Source organism: Paraburkholderia phosphatilytica, assembly GCF_003443895.1.
Taxonomy (GTDB): domain Bacteria; phylum Pseudomonadota; class Gammaproteobacteria; order Burkholderiales; family Burkholderiaceae; genus Paraburkholderia; species Paraburkholderia phosphatilytica.
The window spans coordinates 31,984-49,818 of sequence record NZ_QQOA01000027.1; the positions used below are offsets into that span (position 1 = coordinate 31,984).

Sequence of the window (17,835 nt, forward strand, 5' to 3'; positions counted from 1 at the left end):
CGCTTCTCCGCCGATCCCTCTTTACGGAAGTCTTGCCATGTATCAGTCGGACATCACCCAGTTCCTGAACCAGCTGAAGCAGCAAAAGCCTGCGCTCGAAGACGAGCAGCGCCAGGGCCGCGCGCTCCTGTGGGACAAGCAGCCGATCGACCTCGAAGAGCGCGCCGAGCAGCAGGAATCACGCGTCGAGCAGACCCCGTACGTCTACTACCAGAACTTCTGAGCGTGACCACCGCTGACGAGGCCCGCGCCGCGACGGGGTCGTCCGACGCGGCGCTCGCCGCGCCCACCACGGATTCGACGCCCGACACGGTCGACGGCGTCGCGTTCGCGCGCCTGTACGGCGAACCGCTTTTCAAGCTCCCGCAAGATCTCTACATTCCGCCGGACGCGCTCGAAGTCTTTCTGGAGACGTTCGAAGGTCCGCTGGATCTGTTGCTGTACCTGATCCGCAAGCAGAACTTCAACGTCCTCGACATCCCGATGGCCGAGGTGACGACTCAATACCTGGGCTACGTCGAACAGCTGCGCAAGACCAACCTCGAACTGGCGTCCGAGTATCTGCTGATGGCCGCGATGCTGATCGAGATCAAGTCGCGCATGCTGCTGCCGGTCAAGAAGGCCGACACCGGCGAGGAAGCCGAGGATCCGCGCGCGGAACTGGTGCGGCGCCTGCTCGAATACGAGCAGATGAAGCTTGCCGCGCAGCGCCTCGACCAGCTGCCGCAGCTCGGCCGCGACTTCCTGCGCGCCGAGGTGTACATCGAGCAGAGCATCACGCCGCGCTTCCCGGACGTGAACAGCGACGACCTGCGCGCCGCCTGGGCCGACGTGATCAAGCGCGCAAAGCTCGTGCAGCACCACAAGATTTCGCGCGAAGAACTCTCCGTGCGCGAGCACATGAGCGTGATCCTGCGCAAGCTGCAGAACGCGCGCTTCATGGAGTTCTCAGAACTGTTCGACACGACCCGCGGCGTGCCGGTCGTGGTGGTGAACTTCATCGCGATGCTGGAGCTGTCGCGCGAATCGCTGATCGAGATCACCCAGGCCGAACCGTTCGCGCCGATCTACGTGCGGCTTGCGTATCTGCCTGCCTGAGCAGGCAACCGAGTGGGCAACTGGGCGGCACACCTGACTGTCCGCCTGGGTGGGCGCAGCAGCAGCTTTCGCGCCCAGAACGTTCCCTGCCCGCTGTCGTTCGAATCGTGCGTCGGATCGGCGCGGGTCGAGCGTCATTCCGGTGCATCCCGGCCACAAATCCACTACAATCCCGCGCTCCAGCCGGGGTTCGCCGCTGCCGCGCGAAAAGCGCCGCATGAGCGCCGGCCGCGGGCGCGCCGTGCGGGCCCGCGTCGAACCGCAGCACGTCATTCCAGCCGACCATGAAAGTCATCAGCTCGATCCAGGAACTCCGCGACCAGCTGCGCGGCCAGAACCGCACTGCGTTCGTCCCGACGATGGGCAACCTCCACGAAGGCCATCTGTCGCTGATGCGCCTCGCGCGCCAGCACGGCGATCCGGTCGTGGCGAGCATTTTCGTGAACCGGCTGCAGTTCGGTCCGAACGAAGACTTCGACAAGTATCCGCGCACGCTTCAGGACGACATCGAGAAGCTGCAGAAGGAGAACGTCTACGTGCTGTTCGCACCGACCGAGCGCGACATGTACCCGGAACCTCAGGAGTACCGCGTGCATCCGCCGCACAACCTCGGCGACATTCTCGAAGGCGAGTTCCGCCCCGGGTTCTTCACGGGCGTCTGCACGGTCGTGATGAAGCTGATGTCGTGCGTGCAGCCGCGCGTCGCGGTGTTTGGCAAAAAGGACTACCAGCAGTTGATGATCGTGCGCGCGATGTGCCAGCAGTTCGCGCTGCCCACGGACATCATCGCGGCCGAAACCGTGCGCGATACGGACGGTCTCGCGCTCAGCTCGCGCAACCGCTTCCTGAGCGACGTCGAGCGCGCGGAGGCGCCGCAGCTTGCCGGCGCGCTCGCGCAGGTCCGCGACGCCGTGCACGCCGGCAACCATGACTTCGCAAAAATCGAACAGTCCGCGATGGCCGCGCTGGCCGCCCGTGGCTGGAAGCCCGACTACATTGCGATCCGCAAGCGCTCGAACCTGCTGCCGCCGGTGGCAGGGGACATCAGCGCGCCGCTCGTCGTGCTGGCCGCCGCGAAACTCGGCGCGACCCGCCTGATCGACAACCTCGAAATCTGAGCGTCCGCGGGCGCGTGGGCCGGGTCGTACCGGGTTGCGCCCCGCTGCCTGCGTCAGACACGCCGGATACTCCCGTCACGCCACGCGCCTCCACCGGCTAGCGCCCCCGGAGGCGGAAGCACAAGGAAATGCCATGCAACGTCACATGCTGAAATCGAAGATCCACCGCGCGGCCGTCACGCACTGTGAGCTGCACTACGAGGGTTCGTGCGCGATCGACGAAGACCTGCTGGAAGCCGCGGATATCGTCGAAAACGAACGTATCGACATCTGGAACATCAACAACGGCGAGCGCTTCACCACCTACGCGATCAAGGGTGAGCGCGGCAGCGGCATGATTTCGCTGAACGGTTCGGCGGCGCGGCGCGCGCAGCTGGGCGACCTGGTGATCATCGCCGCGTTCGCGGCCGTGGACGACGCCGAACTGAAAGCCGGCTGGGCGCCGAAGCTCGTGTTCGTCGACGAGCAGAACCGCATGAAGGGCAGCCGGGACCACGTGCCGACGCAGAGCTGGACCTGACCGGCTGAAAGCGGGGCTGCCTGCCCAGCCCCGCCGCCACAGCCTCACTCCGCCGCGGCGCTCGCCGCAGCCTTGCCCCGCCCGTCGACCCACTCGACGATCGACTGCCACTGCTCCAGATCCTTCTCCACCCGGCTCTTCGCGACGTCCCACAGCGTCAGGCCGTGCGCGGCCAGCTGCACGTAGTTCTGGGTGTCGCGCAGAAAGCCGAGCACCGGCAGCTTCAGGCCTTCGACGAACCGATGCAGCTGGTCCGCCGAGCGGGTCCGCGCGTCGACCCGCATGCCGACCACCCCCACCTGGATCGCGCCCTTGCGGACCGCCTTTTCCTTCGTCAGGCGTTCGAGGAAGTCCTGGGTGGCGAGAATGTCGAACATCGACGGCTGGAGCGGCACGATCACCTTGTCCGCCAGCTCCAGCGCGGCGCCAAGCCGGTTGCCGTGCAGGCCGGCCGGCGTGTCGATCACCGCTTTCTCGAGCCCGCGGGGCGGCTTCGCCGGCGCGTCGGGGTCGACCTCCCAGGTTTCGATGGCCGGCAACGTGGCGGGCCGCAGGTCGAGCCATGCGTGCGCGGAGTGCTGCTTGTCGAGATCGGCGAGCGCCACCCATTCGCCCGCCGCCGCGAAGTACCCCGCGAGGTTGGTCGACAAGGTGCTCTTGCCGACGCCGCCCTTCGGATTCGCCACCACGATTACCGTCATGAATTCCCCCGGAAAGAAGGCCGTCGCCGCCGGCCGGGTTGCCGCGCGGGACTGCCGGGCCGCCGCCAAAGTCTGTTCAGGCGTTGATAATATCGGCAAATCCGTCCGGACCGAAGCCCCCTGAACGGCCAGCGGCCGCTCACGGCGCCTCGTCCGACGCCTCAACTGACACCTTTTTCGACGCGATACCGGCACAACCCGGACCTCGAAAACACCCGGCCTACCGCACCGCAGCAATCCGAAAACCCAGCCTGGAACCCCGCCATGACCGCACTTCGCCCCGACATCACCACCGAAAGTCTGCACGTACGCCAGCGCGGCACGCTGCCCGAGCTGCTGGGCGTTCGCGTGATCGCGCTGGAGGAGCGCACGCTGATCGCGGAGCTCGACGTGCGCGCCGAACTGCTCGCACCGAACGGCTTCCTGCACGCGGCGACCGTGATCGGCCTCGCGGATACCGCCTGCGGCTACGCGTGTATCGCCCACCTGCCGGAGAAAGCGCAGAACTTCACGACGATCGAGCTGAAGAGCAACTTCGTCGGCACCGCCCGCGCGGGCACGATCCGGGCCGTCGCCCGCGCCGCGCACCTGGGACGCAGCACGCAGCTGTGGGACGCCACGGTCACCGCGCCCGACGGCAAGACCATCGCCCTCTTCCGCTGCACGCAGATGGTGTTGTACTGAGCCGCTGACGGACTGACTCACGAACGCGGCGGCGCGTGCGCAGCCGCGTTCGCATCCGCCGCGCGACGGATCGTTCACGCATTGCAAATGGATCGGCCTGCAAAGCAGCCGTCCGTGTTCCCCTGTCGATCTATCGCGGCGTATGATCATTCATGGCGCGCGCATTTATCGGTCGCACGAAATCATTTCGCATTCCATATCAATGGCAACGAACGTTACGGTTCCCGCATTCCAGACTTCGTTCGACGCGCACATGGCAGGTCGCGTCGATGAAGCCGAGCGCGGCTACCGCGCGTTGCTCGAACACGAGCCGCATCATGCGGACGCGTTGCATCTGCTCGGCACGCTGCTGCATCGGCGCGGCGCGTGGATCGAAGCCGAAGCGCTGATCTGCAGCGCGATCGCGTTGCGCGACGACGCGTACTTCCTGACGAGCCTCGCCGACCTGCTCGCGCAGCGTCACCGTCTGCATGAAGCCGAAGCGGCCTGCCATCGGGCGCTCGAACTCGACCCGCGCTGCGCGTACGCGCACTTCCGGCTCGCGGAAGCGCTGTCCGCGCAGCAGCGCGCGAGCGACGCGGAAGCAGCGTATCGGCGCGCCGTCGCACTCGACCCGCGCCTGCTGCCCGCCTGGAATAACCTCGGCACGCTACTGATGGATGCAGGGCGTCTCGACGATGCAATTCCCGCGTTCCGGCACATCCTCGCGATCGATCCAGCTTACGTGCACGCGTCGTACAACCTCGGCATGGCGCAACTGCGCAGCATGCGTCTGCCCGACGCCGAAGCCGCGTTCCGGCTCACACTCGCCACGCAACCCACGCATCGCGACGCGCTGCACAACCTCGGCACCACGCTGAAGCTGGCCGGCCGCTACAACGAAGCGGAAGCGGCCTACCGGCAAACGGTCGCGCTCGCACCGGATTTCGCGGGCGCGCAATGGAACCTCGGCATTCTGTTGCTGATGCAGGGCCGCTACGCGGAAGGCTGGCCATACAGCGAAGCGCGCTACGCGCCGGGGCGGCTCGTCGAAGGCATTCCGCCGCCGGGCACGCTGCCGCCGTGGCGCGGCGAATCGCTCGAAGGCAAATCGCTGGTGCTCTGGCATGAACAAGGTTATGGCGACTCGGTGCAGTTCGTGCGTTACGCGCCGCTCCTCAAGGCACGCGGGCTGCGTCGCCTGACGCTCTTGTGCCCGGAGCCCCTGAAGCCGCTGATGGAAACCGTCGACGGACTCGACGCCGTCATCGCGCACACGTCGGAACTCGGTGAGCACGACTACTGGTGTTACTCGCTGAGCCTGCCGCTCTACTTCGGCACGACGCTCGAAGCGATTCCGTCACGCACCCCCTATCTGCACGCCGCGCCGGAGCGCGTCGCGCGCTGGCGCACGCGGCTGCCGGCTGCTCGCGGCCTTCGCGTGGGGCTCGTGTGGAAGGGCTTCGGCGGCAACCAGCACGACGCAACGCGCTCGGTGCCCGGACTCGCGCCGCTTGCGCCGCTGTGATCGGTGCCGGACGTCACGTTCGTCAGCCTGCAGAAGGGTCAGGGCGAGGAGGATGCCGAGCAGGCGCCGCCCGGCCAGCCGATCGTGCATCTCGGCTCGGCGATCGGCGACTTCGCCGACACCGTGGCGATCGTCGCGCAGCTCGATCTGCTGATCGCGGTCGATACCGCCGCCGCGCACGTGGCCGGTGCGCTCGGCAAGCCCTGCTGGCTGATGCTGCCGCGCGACTGGACCGACTGGCGCTGGCTCACGGAGCGCGACGATTCAGCGTGGTATCCGGGCACGATGCGGCTGTTCCGGCAATCGGATGCACGCGACTGGACTGAGGTCGCGGCGCGGATGGCGGACGCGCTGCGCGGATGGCGGACGCGCTGCGCGGATGGACTGGCACCGGCTAGAGCGGGGGGAGTCACGTACCGTCTGACCTGATCGCAAGGTACGGCACACGCGCAGCAACATGGCGCGAATTCCAGCCGCGAATCGCATCCACGAATCGCAGCCGCTCATCAACCGCTCAACGTATCGCCGCGTACAACCTCGTCAGATCGAGATGCGCAGCAAGCGTATCGGCGAGCCGCTCGAGGGAGGCCTCGCGCAGCGCCGGATAGTCGATCGCTTCCGCGTTGCGCAGCCCCGCCCACGCGAGCAGTGCCGCGCACGCTTCGGGCGTGTCGAACAACCCGTGGACATAGGTCGCGAGCATCTGACCGTCCGCGGAAATCGCGCCATCCGGGCGAGTCGAATCGCCAACCGCGAGCTGCAATGCCGGCGCGTCGAGCGCCGCGCCCTCGGTCTCGCCCATATGAATCTCGTAGCCGGTCACGCGCGGCGCACCGGGCAACGCGAGCGTGCCCGTCACGTTTTCCAGCGTCTTCTCCCGCGCGAGCGTCGTCGTGAAATCGAGCCAGCCGAATCCGGCGACGCTCCCTGCCTGCCCTTCCACGCCGTATGGGTCGGCCACTTCGCGGCCGAGCATCTGCATGCCGCCGCAGACGCCGATCACGCGACCGCCGTAGCGCAGATGCCGCTGCAGCGCCGCTTCCCAGCCGTGCTCGCGCAGCCACGCGAGATCGGCCTGCACGTGCTTCGAGCCCGGCAGGATCACGAGGTCGGCGGGCGGCGGCGCGCGGCCGGGCCCGATGTACTCGAAGTCAACCTGCGGATGCGCGCGCAGCGCATCGAAGTCCGTATGGTTGCTGATGCGCGGCAGCGCGGGCACGATCACGCGCAGCCGCTCGGTCGCATCGCGCGAAGCGTCCGCACGCGCATCACGCGGCAGCATGTCTTCCGCGTCGAGCGTGAGACCGTGCAGATACGGCAGCACGCCGAGCACCGGTTTGCCGGTGTTCGCTTCCAGCCAGTCGAGCCCCGGTTTCAGCAGGCCGACGTCGCCGCGAAAGCGGTTGATGACGAAGCCCGCGATCCGCGCGCGCTCGCTGTCGGACAGGCACGCAAGGGTGCCCGTCAGATGCGCGAACACGCCGCCGCGGTCGATGTCCGCCACCAGCACGACCGGACAGTCGACGCGTTCCGCGAAGCCCATGTTCGCGATATCGCGATCGCGCAGGTTGATCTCCGCCGGACTGCCCGCGCCTTCGACGAAGATCGTGTCATACGTGGTCTGCAGGCGCCGGTAAGACTCGAGTACCGCGTCGAGCGCGACCGGCTTGTAGTCGTGATACGCACGCGCATCGAGGTTCAGGCGCGCCTTGCCGTGGATGATCACCTGCGCGCCGCGGTCGCTGGTCGGCTTGAGGAGCACCGGATTCAGGTCGGTGTGCGCGGGAATGCCCGCGGCAAGCGCCTGCAACGCCTGCGCGCGGCCGATCTCGCCGCCGTCAATGGTGACCGCGCTGTTGAGCGCCATGTTCTGCGGCTTGAACGGCGCGACCCGTGCGCCCGTGCGCCGCGCAAGACGGCACAGCCCGGCGACGAGCGTGCTCTTGCCCGCATCGGACGTGGTGCCCTGGATCATCAGCGTGCCGCGCGGCGGACGCGAAAGATCGGTGGAAAAAGGCGCGGAAGACATGGGCGGTTTCGGCTCGGCGGTGTCGCTGTAAACGGTTACGCAGCAAGGGAACAATGCAGGAGTAATGCGTGCGCAATGCGGGAAAACCAGCGCGCATTATCCCATCGCGCCGGTACAATCACGCGATGGCTTCCTCCGACCTCACCTTCGTGCTCGGCGGCGCGCGCTCCGGCAAGAGCGTGCACGCCGAACAGCTCGCCGCGTCGAGCGGCCGCAAGGTCACGTATATCGCGACCGCGCGCGTCGCCGATCGCGAATTCGCGGCGCGCGTCGCGCACCATCGCGAGCGGCGGCCGGGCACGTGGAAGCTCGTGGAAGCACCCGTCGATCTGGCCGCCGCGCTCGCCGCGGCCGATGCACCCGACGGCTGCGTGCTGATCGACTGCCTGACGCTCTGGCTCGCGAACCTGCTGTGTCCGCCCGACGGCGACTACGACGACGAGCCGACGCCCGATCATCACACGGCATTCGGCGCGTTCGAAGCGGCGCTGGCCGGCGCGCGCGGCCAGGTGATCGTCGTCAGCAACGAGATCGGGCTCGGCGTGGTGCCGCTCGGCGCCGAAACGCGCCACTACGTCGACGAACTCGGCCGGCTGAACCAGCGCGTCGCGGCGCTGTGCGCGAACGTGACGATGATGGTCGCGGGCCTGCCGCTCGTGCTGAAGTCGTCCGCTGCTTCGGCCAATACCTCAGCCGATAACCGGGCCGATACCTGAGCCGAACATGCTGCTGCTCTCGATGCCGCTTACCGCCGGACTTGCCACGCTGTCGGTCGTCATCGACCGGCGGCTCGGCGAGCCTCGCCACATTCATCCGCTCGTCGAGTTCGGCAAGCTCGCCAACTGGCTCGAAGCACGCCTGAACACCGGCTCGCGCGGCCGGCCGCTCGGCCTCGTTGCGTGGCTGCTCGCGGTCGTGCCGCCGGTTGCGCTCGCCAGCGGGCTGGTGATCGTGCTGCCGCTGCCGTTCGCGTGCGCGGTGCACGTCGCGCTGCTGTGGTTCGCGCTCGGCGCGCGCAGCCTGCACGAGCACATCGCGCCGATCGCGCAGGCGCTGATGAGCCGCAACCTGCCGCGCGCGCGCGAGCTGACGTCGCGGATCGTATCGCGCGAAACGGACCAGGCCGACGAAGCCGCGCTCGCGAGCGCGGCCGTCGAATCGGCGCTCGAAAACGGCAACGACGCGATCTTCGGCGCGCTGTTCTGGTTCGCGATCGCGGGAGGTCCGGGTGCGCTCGCGTTCCGTCTCGCGAACACGCTCGATGCGATGTGGGGCTACCGCACGCCGCGTTTTCTGCGCTACGGCTGGGCGGCCGCGCGCATCGACGACGTGCTCAACTTCATTCCCGCGCGCCTCACCGCGGCGAGCTACGCGCTGCTCGGCGACACCCGCACCGCATGGCGCTGCTGGCGCGCGCAGGCGCGGCGCTGGGAGAGCCCGAACGCGGGCCCGGTGATGGCGGCGGGTGCGGGCGCGCTGCACGTGCGCGTCGGCGGCGCGGCGGTGTATCACGGCGTGATCGAAGTGCGCCCGACGCTCGGCGCCGGCGATCATGCCACCGCGCGTCATATTCGCGCGGCCCTCGCGCTGGTCGAACGCTCGCTGCTGCTGTGGCTGTCGGTATTCATCGTGCTCGCGCTCGCGAGCGCGTCGGTGTACGGCTGATTCGCGATGTCCGAACGCCACGATCCGCGCACAGCCCTCGCCTCCGAACACCACGCGGACGAAGTGCAGTCGATCACGCACGGCGGCAACCTGCACGAAGCCGCGCTGCGTTTCGGCATTCCGTACGCCGACTGGCTCGACCTGTCGACCGGCATCAATCCGCACGGCTACCCGGTGCCGCCGGTGCCCTCCGACGCATGGCGCCGTCTGCCCGACGACGGCGACGGCTTCACCGCGTGCGCCGCGCGTTACTACGGCGCGCCGGATGCATCGCACGTGCTGGCTGTTGCCGGCAGCCAGGCGGCGATCCGTGCGCTGCCCACGCTGCTACCGCGCGCGACGGTCGCGATCGCACCGCTCACGTACGGCGAATACGCGCCGGCGTTCGCGCGTGCCGGGCATGTCGTCGCGCCGCTCGACGTGGCATGCGCGGCATTGCCCGATGACGTCACGCATGCGGTCGTGGTCAATCCGAACAATCCGACGGCTGCGTATCTGGGCGCCTCGCAGCTGCTCGACTGGCATGCGCAGCTCGCAGCGCGCGGCGGCACGTTGATCGTCGACGAAGCGTTCGCGGATGCGTTCGGCGAAACGTTCGCCGACGACGCGGGCCATGCGTCGAATACTGACGCATCGCCCCCATCGCGTCAGACGCAGCACGATGCCGCCCTCGCCGTCGTGCCGTCACGTTCTCTCGCCGCACACGTTGCGCACCTGAATCTCGTCGTGCTGCGTTCGCCCGGCAAGTTCTTCGGCCTCGCAGGTGTACGCGCCGGCTTCGTGCTCGCGGCGCCGGTGCTGCTCGCGCAGCTGCATGCAACGCTCGGCGCGTGGACCGTCAGCGGGCCCGCACGCCACGCGGTACGCGCCGCGTTCACCGACCGCGCGTGGCAGCACGATATGCGCAAGCGGCTGGCCGTCGAAGGCGCGCGGCTACATGCATCGCTCGAACAGCATCGCTTGCAACCGCGCTCCACGCCGCTCTTCGCATGGACCGACGACGCGCGCGCTTTGGCACTGCATCACGCACTCGCGCAACGCGGCATCTGGACGCGACTGTTCGCGACGCACGCAAGCGTGCGCTTCGGCCTGCCCGCAACCGAAGTCGAATGGAGCCGCCTCGAACGCGCGCTCGCGGAGAGCATCGCGTCGCTCAGCCAACATGGCGCGCAACGATAGATGCGTGTCCTCAACGATCAGCGACACGCCACAAACACAACTTCGATCGCATGAACCACAGCACCCGGCTCCGCTTTCTCTCGCACACCACGTTGGTCACGCTTTGCGTCGCGCTTTCCGCATTCGTCGCGCTGCAAGCGCACGCGAGCATCACCGTCACCGACGACAACCACGACCCCGTCACGCTCACCGCTCCTGCACAGCGTGTGATCAGCCTCGCGCCGCACGTGACCGAGATGCTGTACGCCGCGGGCGGCGGCGCGAAGATCGTCGGCGCGGTGAGCTACAGCGACTATCCGCCGGAAGCGAACGCGTTGCCGCGCGTCGGCGACAACAAGGCGCTCGATCTCGAACGGATCGCCGCGTTGAAACCGGATCTGATCGTCGTGTGGCGTCATGGCAATGCGGAGCAGCAGCTGGACCGCCTGCGCGACCTGCATGTGCCGATGTTCTTCAGCGAGCCGCATAAGCTCGACGACATTCCCGCGACGCTCGTGAAGCTCGGCAAGCTGCTCGGCACCGAGCCCACCGCCGATAGCGCCGCGGCCGCGTTCAGCAGCAAGCTCGCGGCACTGCGCGCGCGCTACTCGGCGCGGCCGCTGGTCAGCGTGTTCTATCAGGTGTGGGATCAGCCGCTGATGACGCTCAACGGCACGCACATGATCAGCGACGTGATCGCGCTGTGCGGCGGTCGTAACGTGTTCGCGTCGGAGGCACCGCTCGTGCCCACGGTCTCCACCGAAGCGGTGCTCGCGGCGAACCCCGAAGCCATCGTCACGGCATCCCCTGGCGCGACGAGGCCGGACCGTCCACTGCCGCAGCTGTCGACGTGGCGCGCGTGGCCCGCGCTGACGGCAGTCGCGCGCAACAACCTGTTCGCGATCGACGGCGATCTGATCAACCGCCCCGGGCCGCGCATCGTGGACGGCGCGGCCCAGATGTGCGCGGACCTGGAGACCGCGCGTTCGCGGCGGCCTTAGCAGGCTGTCGATCTTTGGAACGGTGGACACAGGCGCGGCGGGCAATGAGACGCTATCTTGCTGACACACTTGCGATGGTGGCTTTTTCGATTGCCGTTGGTGCTTTCGTGGAACTTGTCATCGCAGGACTCACGATCGAGCAAACCGTCAGGGTACGCGCCGCTGCCATACCCGTCTCATTGCTGACTGGCAGACCTTATGGAATTTACCGGGACTGGATCTTCAGACGGCTAGGCAGCGCCGAAAAACCACCGCTGCAAAAAATCCTGCTCGATACCTTCGTCAATCTGACGTTCCAGATTCCCCTCTATGCGCTGATCCTGGCATTCAATGGCGCCCGAGGTTCGCAGATTCTCACCGCGGTGAGTTCGATTCTCGTCATCGTTGGCCTTTCCGGCCGCCCGTACGGAATGTTTCTCAGCGGATGTCGGCGGCTGTTCAAGGTACCGGGCACGCTCTAACGACGTGCGCGGCGAGTACGGCTCACGCGTTCCAGCAACGCAGCGTCCAGCTGCCTGCCTGGGCAGGCTCCGACTCGCGCCGCGTCAGCCACACGATCGCGGGCAAATTGAGCGACCAGCGCAGGCACAGTTCGAGCGGCACATCGAGCGTCATCGATGCGATCGCGCGAATCACGCCCGCGTGCGTGACCGCATACACCGGACCATCACGATCAGGAAGATCGTCGACGCATTCGAGAAACCAGCGCTGCACGCGCTCGGTGAACTGCGCGACGCTTTCGCCGCCATGCGGGCGTGCGTATTCAAAGTCCGCGGCCCATGCATCGAGTTGTGTGCGCTCGATCGAATCCCAGCGCTGCTGCTCCCATGCGCCGAAATCCATCTCCGCCAGCGCCGCATACGGTTGCGGAGCGCCGATACTGCTGAAGCTCTTTTCAACCAGCGCGTCGGCCACGGCCGTGCAACGCGACAGCGGACTGCACACGAGCCTCGCCGGTGCAGGTACACCGAGCGCGGACAGGCGCGCCGCGATCTGCGCGGCCGAACGCGGCGCGTCTTCGCTCAGCGCGACATCGCTCGAGCCATAGCACACGCCCTCGCCGATCGCGACGCGTGGATGGCGGATCAGAATGAAATCCATGCGAGCCCCGTCAGGTAGATCGACAGTTCGAAAATCTGCTGTGCGAAGCCGAGACAGTCGCCGGTGTAGCCGCCAAGACGTCGGCGAAAGTACACGCCGAGCGCGACGTGCAGCACGCACAGCACCACGAGCGTGGTGATCGCCAGCGGCCATTGCGGCCACACAGCCCAGAAGAGCCACGGCACGCCGAGCACAGCCGCGCACAGCAGCGCGGGCCATGAAAGACGCTGCGCGACGGGCTTCGACTTCCCTTCGGCGCGCACGTAATCGAGCGTGCGCAGATACGCGATCGCAAACGCGCGGCTCGCCGCATGCGCCGCGATCATCGTTCGTGCCACACGTAACGGCAGCAATGGCGGCAGCGCCACGAGCGTCTGCCACTTCAGCGCGAGCGCAACCATCAGCGCGATCGCGCCGAATGCGCCGATGCGCGAGTCGTGCATGATCCGCAACACGTCTTCGCGCGTATAGCCGCCGCCGAACGCATCGCAGGAATCGGCGAGGCCGTCCTCGTGAAACGCACCGGTGACGAGCAACGTCGCGGCCATCGACAGCAGCACCGCGACCCCCGGCGGAAACACGCGCAGCGCGGCGAGATAGACTAGCGCGCCCAACGCGCCGACCAGCACGCCGACGAGCGGAAAGTAACGCGCCGCCGCGTTCAGATAGTGCGGTTCGTAGCCGACCCAGCGCGGCACCGGCACGCGCGTGAAATAGCCGAGCGCAGTGAAGAAGTAGCGCAGTTCAGCGAGCGGCGACATGGGCGCGGTTCAGGGTGGTCTGGATCATCGGGACATGAGCGCACTGCAATGCGCATTCAGCTATCGCGATCGGCCACACCCGCCGACTCGAAGCTCGCCATCTCGTTGATGAACGCGACGGCCGCGCGCAACAGCGGCACCGCAAGCGCGGCGCCCGTGCCTTCGCCGAGACGCAGATCGAGCGCGAGCAGCGGCGACGCGCCGAAATGATCGAGCATGCGCCGATGCCCTGCTTCGTTCGACGCGTGCGCGAACACGCAGTAGTCGCGCACGGCCGGCGCGAGCGCATCGGCCACGAGCAGCGCGGAACTCGCAATGAAACCGTCGACGACGATCGTCATGCGCGCCTCGGCCGCGGCGAGATACGCGCCCGTCATCATCGCGATCTCGAATCCGCCGAAGGTGGCGAGCACGTCGAGCGGTTCGCGCACGGCTGCATGTTTTGCGAGCGCCGCCGCGAGCACGTTGCGCTTGCGCGCGAGGCCCGCGTTGTCGAGCCCGGTGCCGCGGCCGACACAGTCGTCGATCGGCACGTTGCACAGGCGGCTCATCAGGCACGCCGCCGCCGACGTGTTCGCGATCCCCATCTCGCCGAAGCCGATCACGTTGGTGCCGAGCGCCGCGTGATGCCGCACGCGCGCCGCGCCGGCCGCGAGCGCGGCAAGCACCTGCTCGCGCGTCATCGCGGGCTCGTGCGCGAAGTTGCGCGTGCCGGCCGCCACCGGAATATCGACGAGTTCCGCTGACGGCAGCAGCGGCGACGCGACGCCCGCGTTCACCACTTCGAGCGTGAGCCCCGCGACCTTCGACAGCGCATTGATCGCCGCGCCGCCCGCGAGAAAATTCGCGACCATCTGCATCGTCACGGCCTGCGGATACGGGCTCACGCCTTCGGTGGCGATGCCGTGATCGCCCGCGAACACGATCATCACCGGACGTTCGATCGACGGACGCGTGGTGCGCTGGATCATGCCCATCTGGCGCGCGAGCGCTTCGAGCCGGCCGAGACTGCCGGGCGGCTTGGTGCGCGTATCGATCACATGCTGCAGTTCGTCGCGCAGCGCGGGATCGAGCGGCGCGATCGTCGGCAGCGAGAAAGGAGAGGCAAATGAGGAAGCGGTCATGGCGTTCTTCGCAGTCTTCGGGAAGCGGATAAGGTTGTCATGTCATTCGGAGGCGGGTACGGCAGAGGCAGCCGCCGACCCATATGCAGGCACGAGCGCCTCGTACTCGCCGTCGCGGATCAGCGTAAGCGGATAGCCGAATGCGCGGCTCGCGAGCGCGGGCGTCAGCACGTCGTGCACGGGGCCCGCATGCGCGCCGCCTTCGCCGTCGAGCAGCAGCGCATGTGTCGCGAAGCGGCGCGCGAGATTCAGGTCGTGGCACGTGAACAGCAGCGTGCGCTCGCCGTCCCGCACCCACGCGGCGAGCGTGCCGAGACACGCGATCTGGTGATGCAGGTCCAGATGCGACAGCGGCTCGTCGAGCAGCAGCAATGGCGCATCCTGGCACAACACCGCCGCGAGCGCGACCCGCTGACGTTCGCCGCCGGAGAGCGACAGCACGTCGCGCGCGGCGAACGCCGTGAGGCCGAGCGCCGCGAGCATGCGCCGCGCGATCGCGCGGTCTTCGTCGCTCTCCCAGCGCGCGCCGCCCAGATGCGGAAAGCGGCTCAGCAATACGACGTCGAGCACGCTCGCGCTGAACGCATCGTGCGTGGCCTGCGGCATCAATGCGCGCCGCCGCGCAAGCGACGCGGCGCGCCACTGCGCAAGGCTCGCGCCATCGAGTTCGACATAGCCTGCCGCCGGCCGCGCGAGGCCTGCGAGCGTGGCGAGCAGCGTGGTCTTGCCCGCACCGTTCGGGCCGGCCACGCACCAGATCTCGCCGGGATAGAACGTGTGCGTGAAGTCGTCGAGCAGCGTGCGCTCCGCGGCGCGCAGCGTCAGATGCTGCGCGGACAGCGTGCGGCGCGACGGTTCGGCGGCGGCGGGCATGGACATGGACATGGAAGTCGGCATCGTCATCGGCGGCGCAGCAGCATCCACAGGAACACCGGCACGCCGATCAGCACGGTGATCACGCCGACCGGCAGTTGCGCAGGCGCAATCACCGTGCGCGCGACGAGGTCCGCCGCCATCACGACGCTGCCGCCCGCGAGCGCGGAGGCCGGCAGCAGCATGCGCTGGTCGTTGCCGAACGCGAGCCGCAACAGATGCGGCACGACGAGCCCGACGAAGCCGATCGCGCCGCCCGTCGTCACCGCCATCGCGGCCGCGAGCGACGCGACGAGATAGATGCGCAGCCGCAGCGGCACGACCGCGACGCCGAGCGCCTCTGCGGCGACTTCGCCGCGCAGCAGCAGGTTCAGTTGCGGCGCAGCCGGCACGATCGCGGCAAGCGCGACTGCCAGCGCCGCGAGCGCGGCCCACGGCGGCGGCGCGCCGTTCAGGTCGCCGGTCAGCCAGAACAGCATGCCGCGCAGCCGCGCATCGGGCGCAAGCGTCAGCAGCAGCGCGACGATCGCGCCCCAGCCTGCCGCGATCACCGCGCCGGTCAACAGGAGCCGCGGCGACGCGTCGAGCGGCTCGCCCCGCCATAGCGCATTGCGCGCGAGGCCGAGCACCAGCAGGATCGACACGAATGCGCCAATGCATGCACCCGCATCGACCCAGAGGGTGGCCGCGCCCAGCATCATCGCGACGAGCGCGAAGCTGGCCGCGCCACCCGATACGCCCAGCACGTACGGCTCGGCGAGCGGGTTGCGCAGCAGCACCTGAAGCAACGCGCCGCCGAGCGCGAGCAGCGCGCCGCACGCGAAACCTGCCAGCGCGCGGGGCAGACGCAGCGAGCGGACGATCTCGTCGGCGAGGTCCGCCGGCGCTGCATGCGCGCCATGCAGCGACGCGGGCCACAGCGCCGCAAGCACCCGCACCGGCGACACCGCGACGCTGCCAAGTGCGAGCGAAGCGACGAGCACGACGACCGCGATCGCACCGAGCCCGCACCAGATCGCGACCGCGCGCCGCGCGGTCATGCCGGCAAGCGTGCGCCGGCCGGTGCGATGCAACGCTTGCGCGTCAGACATGACGTGCCCGCCGCGTGCTGCGACATGTCGTACCTGCAGGTCGGCTCATGGTGCTGGTTGTGCCTGTGGAAGATGGAAGAACTCCGCAGCCGAGATAGTAACGGTTCGCGCGGCTGAGGTCCGTCTGCACATATCGTGCGCGAAGCGTCGCAGGCTGCATCAAGAATATGCATTGACCACGCGGCATCGATTGCCGCGCGATGCCGATTCTTCGACGCGCAAACGTTTTTCATCGCACGGCAATGCAATTGCAGCTACGTTTGCCGAGGCAGTCGAAGTTCGCGTTCGGCGACACGCGCACTCGAACCGCTGCATCGGAAGCCCCGTTCGACTGCCGATGAAAGCCACCTGTTACGTCTCGATACTAGACAATTGCCGAAAAGCACGGCATTCCGCGCTAAAATGCCGTGTCTTAAGAGGACGCAGCACATGCTCAACGAACTCGAAACACTTTCAAAGAATATCGGCCGGCTGATCGAGATCAATCAGCAGCATCAACACGCGCGTCGATCGCTCGAAGAGCAGTTCGCACAACTGCGTGCCGAGTTCGACGCTACCCGCGCGGAACTCGAACAGCTGCGCGAAGAGCGCAATGCGCTGCAGGCGGAACGCGACGCCCTCTCCGCGAAGATCGACGACGCCCAGGTGCGTTTGAACGCGATCCTCGAAAAGCTGCCGCGCGGTCGCGCCCAGGGCGACGCGGACAATCAGCTCGACCTGCTCGAACCGAACGAACACGAAGAACGCCACGGCGCCGGCAGCGATGTGACCCGTCACGGAGAAAATGCATGACCACGAAGCAGATCGAAGCCTCGATTCTCGGCCAGACCTATCGCCTCGCGTGCTCTGCGGAAACCGAAGCGGCGCTGCTCGAAGCGGTGGCCCGCGTGGATGCCGAAATGACCCGCGTGCGTGCGAACAGCACCGTGCGCGGCACCGACCGCATCGCGGTGATGGCGGCGTTGTCGATCGCGTCGGAACTGCTCAAGCTGCAGTCGAGCGTGCGTCATGGCGAAGCGTTTCCGGCCGAAGAAATCCAGCGTACAATGCATCAAATGAACGAGCAGCTGGGCGCGGTGATCCAGCAGTACAGCGTCCAGTAAGGTTCGCGGTTACGTCGTTATTCAAGCCTTATTTTTTTATGTAGACGCAACGCCAGGTGTGGTACCGTGAGCGTTCATCTGCAGCAGCAACAAAAGTTTAGTCAGCTTCCCTGCCTGGTTCGCCAAGGTCATATATTCCTTGAACCAATGCCATGTGCACGGTTGCGGAAATTTGTAGCACGGGTGTGCGCGTCACTCTGTCTGATGTACCCGAAGTGCTGCTAACTGCGACCAATTCTGAACCTCCGGTTCAGGATGCCGGCCTAGCGGCTGAGGCGGGGACCTATACCAACGGCATCGG

At 67.4% G+C, this 17,835-nt stretch carries 21 protein-coding genes and 1 other RNA gene; 15 read left to right on the plus strand and 7 right to left on the minus strand.

Translation table 11 applies throughout. The features are described 5' to 3' along the window. The first annotated feature begins 37 nt into the window (after positions 1–37). The 4 genes from DVS29_RS24775 to panD all read left to right on the plus strand — a co-directional run bounded on the left by DVS29_RS24775 (position 38) and on the right by panD (position 2,736). Positions 38–223 (plus strand): DUF3460 family protein, encoded by a 186-nt coding sequence (locus DVS29_RS24775; RefSeq protein ID WP_118183165.1) that lies wholly within the window; start codon positions 38–40, stop codon positions 221–223. 2 nt (positions 224–225) lie between these two features. After that, positions 226–1,098, plus strand: coding sequence for a segregation and condensation protein A (locus tag DVS29_RS24780; protein ID WP_118183166.1), 873 nt, complete (start codon positions 226–228; stop codon positions 1,096–1,098). A 284-nt stretch (positions 1,099–1,382) separates the two neighbouring features. Beyond that, positions 1,383–2,216 (plus strand): pantoate--beta-alanine ligase, encoded by an 834-nt coding sequence (panC, locus tag DVS29_RS24785; protein WP_118183167.1) that lies wholly within the window; start codon positions 1,383–1,385, stop codon positions 2,214–2,216. Between the two features lie 133 nt (positions 2,217–2,349). Then, positions 2,350–2,736, plus strand: a complete 387-nt coding sequence (panD, locus tag DVS29_RS24790; protein WP_118183168.1) for an aspartate 1-decarboxylase — start codon at positions 2,350–2,352, stop codon at positions 2,734–2,736. A gap of 44 nt (positions 2,737–2,780) precedes the next feature. Here panD and DVS29_RS24795 read toward each other — a convergent pair whose 3' ends face one another. Next, complete coding sequence (locus tag DVS29_RS24795; RefSeq protein ID WP_118183169.1) at positions 2,781–3,437, minus strand: ParA family protein; 657 nt, start codon at positions 3,435–3,437, stop codon at positions 2,781–2,783. A 264-nt stretch (positions 3,438–3,701) separates the two neighbouring features. Between DVS29_RS24795 and DVS29_RS24800 the strand changes: the two genes are divergently transcribed. The 3 genes from DVS29_RS24800 to DVS29_RS24810 all read left to right on the plus strand — a co-directional run bounded on the left by DVS29_RS24800 (position 3,702) and on the right by DVS29_RS24810 (position 6,057). Then, positions 3,702–4,121 carry a PaaI family thioesterase gene (locus DVS29_RS24800; protein ID WP_118183170.1) on the plus strand — a complete coding sequence of 140 codons (420 nt, stop codon included), beginning with the start codon at positions 3,702–3,704 and terminating at the stop codon, positions 4,119–4,121. A 202-nt stretch (positions 4,122–4,323) separates the two neighbouring features. Then, positions 4,324–5,628 carry a tetratricopeptide repeat protein gene (locus tag DVS29_RS24805; RefSeq protein WP_164707984.1) on the plus strand — a complete coding sequence of 435 codons (1,305 nt, stop codon included), beginning with the start codon at positions 4,324–4,326 and terminating at the stop codon, positions 5,626–5,628. Between the two features lie 3 nt (positions 5,629–5,631). Next, on the plus strand, positions 5,632–6,057 hold the full coding sequence (locus tag DVS29_RS24810) for a hypothetical protein (protein WP_118183172.1): 426 nt from the start codon (positions 5,632–5,634) through the stop codon (positions 6,055–6,057). A gap of 85 nt (positions 6,058–6,142) precedes the next feature. Here DVS29_RS24810 and DVS29_RS24815 read toward each other — a convergent pair whose 3' ends face one another. Continuing rightward, positions 6,143–7,657, minus strand: coding sequence for a cobyric acid synthase (locus DVS29_RS24815; protein WP_118183173.1), 1,515 nt, complete (start codon positions 7,655–7,657; stop codon positions 6,143–6,145). A 125-nt stretch (positions 7,658–7,782) separates the two neighbouring features. Between DVS29_RS24815 and cobU the strand changes: the two genes are divergently transcribed. From cobU to alaE, 5 genes are read left to right on the plus strand one after another with little or no spacing between them, the layout of a single operon-like run. Then, a complete protein-coding gene (gene cobU / locus DVS29_RS24820; protein ID WP_118183174.1) occupies positions 7,783–8,373 on the plus strand; it encodes a bifunctional adenosylcobinamide kinase/adenosylcobinamide-phosphate guanylyltransferase in 591 nt (196 codons plus the stop codon). Positions 8,374–8,380: 7 nt separating this feature from the next. Continuing rightward, positions 8,381–9,322, plus strand: a complete 942-nt coding sequence (gene cbiB, locus DVS29_RS24825) for an adenosylcobinamide-phosphate synthase CbiB (protein WP_118183175.1) — start codon at positions 8,381–8,383, stop codon at positions 9,320–9,322. 6 nt (positions 9,323–9,328) lie between these two features. After that, the gene (locus DVS29_RS24830) at positions 9,329–10,501 is read left to right on the plus strand and encodes a threonine-phosphate decarboxylase (protein WP_118183176.1); all 1,173 of its coding nucleotides are present in this window, start codon (positions 9,329–9,331) and stop codon (positions 10,499–10,501) included. A gap of 50 nt (positions 10,502–10,551) precedes the next feature. Continuing rightward, on the plus strand, positions 10,552–11,481 hold the full coding sequence (locus DVS29_RS24835; RefSeq protein WP_118183177.1) for a cobalamin-binding protein: 930 nt from the start codon (positions 10,552–10,554) through the stop codon (positions 11,479–11,481). Between the two features lie 44 nt (positions 11,482–11,525). After that, the gene (alaE, locus tag DVS29_RS24840; RefSeq protein ID WP_118183178.1) at positions 11,526–11,942 is read left to right on the plus strand and encodes an L-alanine exporter AlaE; all 417 of its coding nucleotides are present in this window, start codon (positions 11,526–11,528) and stop codon (positions 11,940–11,942) included. Positions 11,943–11,964: 22 nt separating this feature from the next. Here alaE and DVS29_RS24845 read toward each other — a convergent pair whose 3' ends face one another. Genes DVS29_RS24845 through DVS29_RS24865 form a run of 5 tightly spaced genes read right to left on the minus strand, consistent with a single transcriptional unit; the run spans position 11,965 to position 16,431 of the window. Further along, positions 11,965–12,582, minus strand: coding sequence for a histidine phosphatase family protein (locus tag DVS29_RS24845; protein ID WP_118183179.1), 618 nt, complete (start codon positions 12,580–12,582; stop codon positions 11,965–11,967). Next, entirely contained in the window at positions 12,567–13,343 is a 777-nt protein-coding gene (locus DVS29_RS24850) for an adenosylcobinamide-GDP ribazoletransferase (RefSeq protein WP_118183180.1), read from the minus strand. Before DVS29_RS24850 ends, DVS29_RS24845 begins: the two co-directional genes overlap by 16 nt. Before the next feature lie 56 nt (positions 13,344–13,399). Beyond that, positions 13,400–14,467 carry a nicotinate-nucleotide--dimethylbenzimidazole phosphoribosyltransferase gene (gene cobT, locus DVS29_RS24855; RefSeq protein WP_118183181.1) on the minus strand — a complete coding sequence of 356 codons (1,068 nt, stop codon included), beginning with the start codon at positions 14,465–14,467 and terminating at the stop codon, positions 13,400–13,402. A 42-nt stretch (positions 14,468–14,509) separates the two neighbouring features. Further along, the gene (locus DVS29_RS24860) at positions 14,510–15,340 is read right to left on the minus strand and encodes an ABC transporter ATP-binding protein (RefSeq protein ID WP_118183234.1); all 831 of its coding nucleotides are present in this window, start codon (positions 15,338–15,340) and stop codon (positions 14,510–14,512) included. A 26-nt stretch (positions 15,341–15,366) separates the two neighbouring features. Next, positions 15,367–16,431, minus strand: a complete 1,065-nt coding sequence (locus tag DVS29_RS24865; protein WP_240655786.1) for a FecCD family ABC transporter permease — start codon at positions 16,429–16,431, stop codon at positions 15,367–15,369. A 429-nt stretch (positions 16,432–16,860) separates the two neighbouring features. Here DVS29_RS24865 and DVS29_RS24870 point away from each other — a divergent pair, with 429 nt between their 5' ends. The 3 genes from DVS29_RS24870 to ssrS all read left to right on the plus strand — a co-directional run bounded on the left by DVS29_RS24870 (position 16,861) and on the right by ssrS (position 17,820). Next, the gene (locus tag DVS29_RS24870) at positions 16,861–17,223 is read left to right on the plus strand and encodes an ATPase (RefSeq protein ID WP_118183182.1); all 363 of its coding nucleotides are present in this window, start codon (positions 16,861–16,863) and stop codon (positions 17,221–17,223) included. Continuing rightward, positions 17,220–17,534, plus strand: a complete 315-nt coding sequence (locus DVS29_RS24875; protein WP_118183183.1) for a cell division protein ZapA — start codon at positions 17,220–17,222, stop codon at positions 17,532–17,534. Before DVS29_RS24870 ends, DVS29_RS24875 begins: the two co-directional genes overlap by 4 nt. Positions 17,535–17,638: 104 nt before the next feature. Next, positions 17,639–17,820, plus strand: a non-coding RNA gene (gene ssrS / locus DVS29_RS24880) — 6S RNA. Positions 17,821–17,835: the final 15 nt, after the last annotated feature.

Coding starts and splice junctions, on each gene's coding strand:
- cobU (WP_118183174.1), top strand. CDS start 7,783: ATGGCTTCCTCCGACCTCACCTTCGTGCTCGGCGGCGCGCGCTCCGGC.
- DVS29_RS24835 (WP_118183177.1), top strand. CDS start 10,552: ATGAACCACAGCACCCGGCTCCGCTTTCTCTCGCACACCACGTTGGTC.
- DVS29_RS24800 (WP_118183170.1), top strand. CDS start 3,702: ATGACCGCACTTCGCCCCGACATCACCACCGAAAGTCTGCACGTACGC.
- DVS29_RS24815 (WP_118183173.1), bottom strand. CDS start 7,657: ATGTCTTCCGCGCCTTTTTCCACCGATCTTTCGCGTCCGCCGCGCGGC.
- DVS29_RS24830 (WP_118183176.1), top strand. CDS start 9,329: ATGTCCGAACGCCACGATCCGCGCACAGCCCTCGCCTCCGAACACCAC.
- panC (WP_118183167.1), top strand. CDS start 1,383: ATGAAAGTCATCAGCTCGATCCAGGAACTCCGCGACCAGCTGCGCGGC.
- DVS29_RS24860 (WP_118183234.1), bottom strand. CDS start 15,340: ATGCCCGCCGCCGCCGAACCGTCGCGCCGCACGCTGTCCGCGCAGCAT.
- cobT (WP_118183181.1), bottom strand. CDS start 14,467: ATGACCGCTTCCTCATTTGCCTCTCCTTTCTCGCTGCCGACGATCGCG.
- DVS29_RS24795 (WP_118183169.1), bottom strand. CDS start 3,437: ATGACGGTAATCGTGGTGGCGAATCCGAAGGGCGGCGTCGGCAAGAGC.
- DVS29_RS24845 (WP_118183179.1), bottom strand. CDS start 12,582: ATGGATTTCATTCTGATCCGCCATCCACGCGTCGCGATCGGCGAGGGC.
- cbiB (WP_118183175.1), top strand. CDS start 8,381: ATGCTGCTGCTCTCGATGCCGCTTACCGCCGGACTTGCCACGCTGTCG.
- panD (WP_118183168.1), top strand. CDS start 2,350: ATGCAACGTCACATGCTGAAATCGAAGATCCACCGCGCGGCCGTCACG.
- DVS29_RS24875 (WP_118183183.1), top strand. CDS start 17,220: ATGACCACGAAGCAGATCGAAGCCTCGATTCTCGGCCAGACCTATCGC.
- DVS29_RS24775 (WP_118183165.1), top strand. CDS start 38: ATGTATCAGTCGGACATCACCCAGTTCCTGAACCAGCTGAAGCAGCAA.
- alaE (WP_118183178.1), top strand. CDS start 11,526: ATGAGACGCTATCTTGCTGACACACTTGCGATGGTGGCTTTTTCGATT.
- DVS29_RS24805 (WP_164707984.1), top strand. CDS start 4,324: ATGGCAACGAACGTTACGGTTCCCGCATTCCAGACTTCGTTCGACGCG.
- DVS29_RS24850 (WP_118183180.1), bottom strand. CDS start 13,343: ATGTCGCCGCTCGCTGAACTGCGCTACTTCTTCACTGCGCTCGGCTAT.
- DVS29_RS24870 (WP_118183182.1), top strand. CDS start 16,861: ATGCTCAACGAACTCGAAACACTTTCAAAGAATATCGGCCGGCTGATC.
- DVS29_RS24865 (WP_240655786.1), bottom strand. CDS start 16,431: ATGTCTGACGCGCAAGCGTTGCATCGCACCGGCCGGCGCACGCTTGCC.